The sequence below is a fragment of the Mycobacterium sp. genome, from assembly GCF_032162605.1.
Taxonomy (GTDB): domain Bacteria; phylum Actinomycetota; class Actinomycetes; order Mycobacteriales; family Mycobacteriaceae; genus Mycobacterium.
In genome coordinates this window covers 23,712-30,353 of sequence record NZ_JAVROT010000585.1, presented here as the reverse complement: position 1 = coordinate 30,353, position 6,642 = coordinate 23,712, and the positions used below count along the sequence as shown (strand labels likewise).

Below are 6,642 nucleotides of genomic sequence, written 5' to 3'. Positions count from 1 at the left end.
GCCTTGCAGACGTCGATGGCGATGATGTCGGCGCCCTCCTGCGCCAATCGCACTGCGTGACTGCGCCCCTGACCCCGGGCCGCACCCGTGATGAAGGCGACCTTGCCCTTCAACGGGCCGTCGGGCGCAGCCACGTCAGGCCCGAAGCTGACCCTTGGCGGGATCCCCGGCGACGACGGTCTGCAGCACCTTGATGTCGGGCGCACCGTCGAGGTGCTCGCCGATGGCACCGAAGAAGGCGGCGACTGCGGGAGCGCCGCTGTGAGCCTTCAGCGCCGCGTCATCGGTCCACTGTTCGACGAAGACGAAGGTGCCGTTGGCCTCGTGCAAGGAATACAGCTCGCAGCCCGGCTCCTGGTGGACGGCCTCGATCGCAGTCTTGGCGGCATCTCGCACAGCGTCGATTGACTCGGGCTTGGCGGTCAGGATGGCGACGACGACTGGCATGGCTGAATACTCCTCGATGAGTGGGTGCGGCGTCGATCACACTACCCAGCGCGCTCGACGGGTGGTCGCCGGCCGCACCGATACTCAATTGTGACCAGTGTGGCTAATGGTGAATCTGTGACTGATGCGACTAGTCTGGCCTCCATGGCTAGTAAGACCGCCGCCCGTTCGGGAGCTCGTTCGAGCAGCTCAAAGGCCCGAACGCGCTCGCCGCGCCCCGCCGCGCCCCGCCGCAAACCTGCCCCACGTCGCACGTCCTCACCCGTCGCCACCGCGGGCTCGGCGATAGGCAAGGGCGCCCGTGCCAGCTGGCTGATGCTGGCCAGGGGCGCCGGGTCCACCGCCCGATCGGTCGGTCGCGCCCGCGACCTCGAGCCAGGGCACCGCCGCGACGGCATCGCACTCGGAATGCTCGCCGTGTCCGTGGTGCTCGCCGCCAGCTCGTGGTTCGACGCGGCGCGACCCGTCGGAGGCTGGATCGACTCCGTCGTGCGTGTGGTCATCGGGTCGGCAGTGGTGTTGCTTCCCATCCTTCTCGCCGCCTTGGCCGTCGTGTTGATGCGCACCGAGCCGCATCCCGAGGCCCGCCCGCGGCTCGTTCTGGGCACCGCCATGATCAGTCTGCCGGTGCTCGGTCTGTGGCATCTCTGGTCGGGCGCACCGCTTGACCCCGCCGACCGTCAGCGGGTCGCGGGATTCATCGGTTTCGCGATCGGCGGGCCACTTTCCGATGGGCTCACCCCGTGGATCGCCACACCCCTGCTGATCATCGGAGTGCTGTTCGGTCTACTGCTGGTGACCGGGACCACCATCCGCGAGGTTCCGTCGGCGATGCGGTCGATGTTCCTGAGCGCGTACCGCGGTGACGCGTACGACGAGTACGACGACGAGTACTACGAGGAGTCCGTCGAGCAAGCGGACGACCTCTCCGACGGCTATTACGACGACCCCGCGAGTTACCGGGGCGACGAGGCGCAGTGGCCGGGCGCGCCGCAGCCGACGGGAACCCCGATGGAGAACTATCCACTGGAGCCGGTCGCCGACGAGACCCCGACCGTGCCCGAGCCCAAGGTCCGCGCGCGGCGCAAGAAGCCCGGGGCGCCGACGCCCGCAGACGGCGTGCAGGAGACGCTGTCGCTCGATCGGGTCGTCGAGGGGCCCTACACACTGCCGTCGCTGGACCTGCTGGTCGCCGGTGATCCGCCGAAGCTTCGCAGCGCGGCCAACGACAAGATGATCGAAGTCATCCAGTCGGTGCTTCACCAGTTCAAGGTCGATGCGGCCGTCACGGGGTGCACCCGCGGCCCGACCGTCACCCGCTACGAGGTCGAACTCGGACCAGGCGTCAAAGTCGAGAAGATCACTGCGCTTCAGAAGAACATCGCCTACGCGGTGGCCACCGAGAGCGTCCGCATGCTCGCACCCATCCCCGGTAAGTCGGCCGTCGGCATCGAGGTGCCCAACACCGACCGTGAAATGGTGCGTCTATCCGACGTCCTGACCGCGCCGACCACCCGCCGCGACCACCACCCACTGGTGATCGGACTGGGCAAGGACATCGAGGGGGACTTCATCTCGGCGAACCTGGCCAAGATGCCCCACCTGCTGGTCGCCGGCTCGACGGGATCCGGCAAGTCCAGCTTCGTCAACTCCATGCTGGTTTCGCTTCTGTCGCGGGCCACCCCGGACGAGGTCAGGATGATTCTGATCGACCCGAAGATGGTGGAACTCACGCCGTACGAAGGCATTCCCCACCTCATCACGCCCATCGTGACGCAGCCCAAGAAGGCGGCCGCCGCGCTGGCCTGGCTGGTCGAGGAGATGGAGCAGCGCTACCAGGACATGCAGGCCAACAAGGTTCGTCACATCGACGACTTCAACAAGAACGTGCGATCCGGGGTCATCACCGCACCGCTGGGCAGCGAGCGCGTCTACAAGCCGTATCCGTACATCGTCGCAATCGTCGACGAGTTGGCCGACCTGATGATGACCGCGCCGCGTGACGTCGAGGATGCCATCGTGCGCATCACCCAGAAGGCCCGCGCCGCAGGAATCCACTTGATCCTGGCGACGCAGCGGCCGTCGGTCGACGTCGTCACCGGGCTCATCAAGACCAACGTGCCGTCCCGCTTGGCGTTCGCGACGTCGTCTCTGACCGACAGCCGGGTGATCCTGGACCAGGCGGGCGCCGAGAAGCTGATCGGCATGGGCGACGGGCTTTTCCTGCCGATGGGCGCCAACAAGCCGGTCCGGTTCCAGGGCGCCTACATCAGCGACGAGGAGATCTACGCCGTCGTCGCCGCGTGCAAGGACCAGGCCGAACCCGACTACACCGAGGGCGTCACCGCCGCGAAGGCGACCAACGATCGCACGGACGTCGATCCCGACATCGGTGACGACATGGACGTCTTCCTTCAGGCGGTTGAACTGGTGGTGTCCTCCCAGTTCGGCTCGACCTCGATGTTGCAGCGAAAGTTACGGGTGGGCTTCGCGAAGGCAGGCCGGCTGATGGACTTGATGGAGACCCGCAGCATCGTCGGCCCCAGCGAGGGGTCCAAGGCGCGTGAGGTACTGGTCAAGCCCGACGAGCTAGCGGGGACGTTGATGCTGATCCGCGGCGGCTCGGACGCCAATGGTGGCGACGCCGAGGACGACTGACGGCGCCGAACGTGCGCCCACTGCGAGTTTTGAGCCGATTCTTCGCAGTGGCGTCACGTTGGGCGACCTGTCGGACGTCGTTGGCACACTCCCGGCATGGGGAGCCCTTCGTAGGTAGCGAGGCGTTGGCGGCGGGTCACTTGACGCCATATGCATTGCGCAGCAATTCGTTGCGATCCATCGCGATGTCTACGTCTCGCCCGACACTCGGATCACCCGGAGGTGCGGGGCAAGGCGGCCTGGCTGTGGTCGGGGCGCAATGCGGTGGTCGCAGGCTGCTCGGCATCGGCCCTTCACGGCGCCAAGTGGGTCGATGACGACGCCCCCTCCGAGATTCTCCACGACAATCGGCGTCCGCCCAGCGGGATTCACGCGTGGTCGGATCGTCACGAGCCCGATGAAGTCGGGACAGTTCGTGGGGTGGTGGTGACAACGCCTGCGCGTACGGCGTTCGACATCGCCTGCCGCTACCCGCTCGATCCCGCCGTCGCCGCGATCGATGCGCTGGCCCGCGCGACCAGGCTCGACGTCGAACTCATCGCGCAGCGGTACCAGGGGCGAAGGGGCATCCGCGGGGCCGCCGTCGCGCTGGACCTGGTTGACGCCGGTGCCGAGTCACCGCAGGAAACCAGAGTGCGCCTGCTGCTCATCCGCGCGGGCTTCCCGCGTCCCGAGACGCAGGTCCCGGTGTGCGACGAGCATGGACAGCTCGTTGCGGAGCTGGACCTGGGGTGGCGCGACGTCATGGTGGGTGTCGACTATGAGGGCGAGCACCACCGGAAGACCCGCCGCCAGTTGGACAGGGACATCAGGCGCCACGGCGCGGTCACGGAATTGGGCTGGAACGACGTGCGAGTGACGGCCGAAAACACCGACGGCAGCATCGTCGGCCGGGTAGCACGGGCCCGAGCGCGCCCAAGGTAGGCCCACTGCGAAATACGGGCGAAATTCTCGCAGTGGCGTCACGCTCGCCGACGCCGACACCTACCTACAGCGTCAGGAGCATCCGGGTGTTGCCCAGGATGTTGGGCTTGACGTAGGACAGATCGAGGAATTCGGCGACGCCGATGTCGTACGAGCGGCACATCTCGTCGTAGACCTCGGCGGTGACCGGGGTGCCCTCGATTTCCCTGAAGCCGTGTCGGCTGAAGAACTCGGTCTCGAAGGTCAACACGAAGATCCGTTGCAGGTGCAACTCCCTTGCCATGTCCAGCAGGCGTTCGACGACGGCGTTTCCGACACCGCGGCCGTGAAGCCTCGGGTGTGCGGCGACCGTGCGCACTTCGCCGAGGTCCGCCCACAGGACGTGCAGCGCGCCGCAGCCGACCACCTCCCCGTCGAGCTCGGCTACCCAGAACTCCTGCACGGCCTCGTAGAGGGTGACGAGGTTCTTTTCGAGCAGGATCTTGCCCGCATAGAAGTCGACCAGCGACTTGATGGCGGGCACGTCCGAGGTACGGGCGCGACGGACCACCGGGACGTCCGATTCAGGCGCTCCACTCACAGCTGAGAGGGTATCGGTTCGGCGAACGGATACTCTGATGCCGTGCCGGGTCAGTCTGACGTCGATCCGTTGACCCCGCGGGTCAGCGTGGTCAACGTCGCAAACGTGCTTACCGGGCTCCGCATCGTCCTGGTGCCGGTGTTCCTGGTTGCGTTGTTCGTCGGCGACGGCCACGAAACACATTGGCGAGTGGTTGCTTTCATCGTCTTCGCGGTGGCGGTGATCACCGACCGCTTCGACGGCGCCGTGGCGCGCAGCTACGGCATGGTGACGGAGTTCGGCAAGCTCGCCGATCCCATCGCCGACAAGGCGTTGATCGGGGCGGCACTGATCGGCCTGTCCCTCCTGGGCGATCTGCCGTGGTGGGCGACGTCCGTGATCCTGGTTCGTGAGATCGGGGTGACGGTTCTCAGGTTTGCCGTCATCCGTGGTGGCGTGATCCCCGCGAGTCGTGGCGGCAAGCTGAAGACGCTGGTCCAGTCCGTGGCGATCGGTCTGTTCGTCCTCCCGCTGCACGGCGCGTGGCTGATGAGCGCCTGGGTGTTCATGTGGGCCGCGATCGTCCTGACCGTGCTCACCGGCGTGGACTACCTGGTTTCCGCGGTGCGCAGATCCCGCGGGTGACGCGGTAGATCCGCGTGGTGGGAACCATTCCGACGGGTACGGGCGTTCAGGTTGTTAGTGAACTCGAATTGATCTTTGACCACGTCTTTCGTTGTGAGGAGACCGCGATGACGATATTGCTTCGCGAAGTGATCGGCGACGTCCTGCGTCAGGCCCGGCTCTCGCAGGGACGCACGCTGCGCGAGGTGTCCGACGACGCCCGTGTCAGCCTCGGCTATCTCTCCGAGGTGGAGCGCGGGCGTAAGGAAGCCTCCAGCGAGCTTCTGAGTGCCATTTGCGGGGCCTTGGAGGTGCCGTTGTCGCGCGTACTGACCGACGCCGGGGAGACCATGGAGCGGCACGAACAGGCAGCGCCGCTGTCGGTCGCGACCGCCAGTGCCTCGACCATCGACTTCTCCACGAGGGTGGTCATCCCGCAGGTCGTCTCGATGGCGGTGGCCTGAGGGCACCCATCCGTCGGAAACACGCGGAGGGGTGTGGTGATCTGTGGGCAACCGATAAGTTGGCGGGTAGCGAAAGCACATTTGCTTGCCGAGCCCATCCCGGGGACAGGCACACTGGCCCCATTCGAACACGAAGGCGGAACGAACCGATGGCCAATCCGTTCACCAAGGCGTGGAAGTACCTCATGGCGCTGTTCAGCTCCAAGGTCGATGAGTACGCCGATCCCAAGGTGCAGATCCAGCAGGCCATCGAGGAGGCGCAGCGCCAGCACCAGGGGCTGACCCAGCAGGCCGCGTCGGTGATCGGCAACCAGCGCCAACTGGAGATGCGGCTCAACCGCCAGCTCGCCGACATCGAGAAGCTTCAGGTGAACGTCCGCCAGGCGCTGGCGTTGGCCGACCAGGCGACTGGTGCCGGCGACGCGGCGAAGGCCACGGAGTACACCAACGCCGCCGAGGCGTTCGCGGCCCAGCTCGTCACCGCCGAGCAGAGCGTGGAGGACCTGAAGTCCTTGCACGACCAGGCACTGCAGGCCGCCGGGCAGGCCAAGAAGGCCGTCGAGCAGAACGCGATGGTGCTGCAGCAGAAGATCGCCGAGCGCAGCAAGCTGCTCAGCCAGCTCGAGCAGGCCAAGATGCAGGAACAGGTCAGCGCCTCGCTGCGGTCCATGAGCGAGATCGCCGCTCCCGGCAGCACGCCAAGCCTCGACGAGGTTCGCGACAAGATCGAGCGGCGCTACGCCAACGCCATGGGCTCGGCGGAACTCGCACAGAATTCGGTCCAGGGCCGGATGATGGAGATCCAGCAGGCCAGTGTGCAGATGGCCGGCCACTCGCGGCTGGAGCAGATCCGCGCGTCCATGCGCGGAGATGCCCTTCCGTCGGGCGATGCCACCTCGACACCCGCGGCCCCTGCCGTTAACCCGCCGGCCGCTGCGCCGGAAAACCCACTCTCGCAGTAGTTTT

6 protein-coding genes and 2 pseudogenes are annotated in these 6,642 nt (G+C 66.5%); 5 read left to right on the top strand and 3 right to left on the bottom strand.

The annotated features are described in order from the left end of the window. A pseudogene (locus QOI01_RS32770) lies at window positions 1-134 on the bottom strand (SDR family mycofactocin-dependent oxidoreductase); the annotation flags it as partial. 1 nt (window position 135) lies between these two features. Then, entirely contained in the window at window positions 136-447 is a 312-nt protein-coding gene (locus QOI01_RS32765) for a putative quinol monooxygenase (protein ID WP_526387838.1), read from the bottom strand. A gap of 144 nt (window positions 448-591) precedes the next feature. On the opposite strand from QOI01_RS32765, the gene QOI01_RS32760 reads away from it, so the two are divergent. Then, window positions 592-3,105 carry a DNA translocase FtsK gene (locus QOI01_RS32760; RefSeq protein ID WP_526387836.1) on the top strand — a complete coding sequence of 838 codons (2,514 nt, stop codon included), beginning with the start codon at window positions 592-594 and terminating at the stop codon, window positions 3,103-3,105. 80 nt (window positions 3,106-3,185) lie between these two features. Beyond that, a pseudogene (locus tag QOI01_RS32755) lies at window positions 3,186-4,029 on the top strand (type IV toxin-antitoxin system AbiEi family antitoxin). Window positions 4,030-4,093: 64 nt separating this feature from the next. Here QOI01_RS32755 and QOI01_RS32750 read toward each other — a convergent pair. Further along, window positions 4,094-4,609, bottom strand: a complete 516-nt coding sequence (locus tag QOI01_RS32750) for an amino-acid N-acetyltransferase (RefSeq protein WP_526387834.1) — start codon at window positions 4,607-4,609, stop codon at window positions 4,094-4,096. 42 nt (window positions 4,610-4,651) lie between these two features. On the opposite strand from QOI01_RS32750, the gene pgsA reads away from it, so the two are divergent. From pgsA to pspA, 3 genes are all read left to right on the top strand, one after another. After that, window positions 4,652-5,233, top strand: coding sequence for a CDP-diacylglycerol--glycerol-3-phosphate 3-phosphatidyltransferase (pgsA, locus tag QOI01_RS32745; RefSeq protein WP_526387833.1), 582 nt, complete (start codon window positions 4,652-4,654; stop codon window positions 5,231-5,233). 107 nt (window positions 5,234-5,340) lie between these two features. Further along, the gene (gene clgR / locus QOI01_RS32740; protein WP_526387831.1) at window positions 5,341-5,676 is read left to right on the top strand and encodes a transcriptional regulator ClgR; all 336 of its coding nucleotides are present in this window, start codon (window positions 5,341-5,343) and stop codon (window positions 5,674-5,676) included. A gap of 149 nt (window positions 5,677-5,825) precedes the next feature. Continuing rightward, on the top strand, window positions 5,826-6,638 hold the full coding sequence (gene pspA / locus QOI01_RS32735; protein ID WP_526387829.1) for a phage shock protein PspA: 813 nt from the start codon (window positions 5,826-5,828) through the stop codon (window positions 6,636-6,638). Window positions 6,639-6,642: the final 4 nt, after the last annotated feature.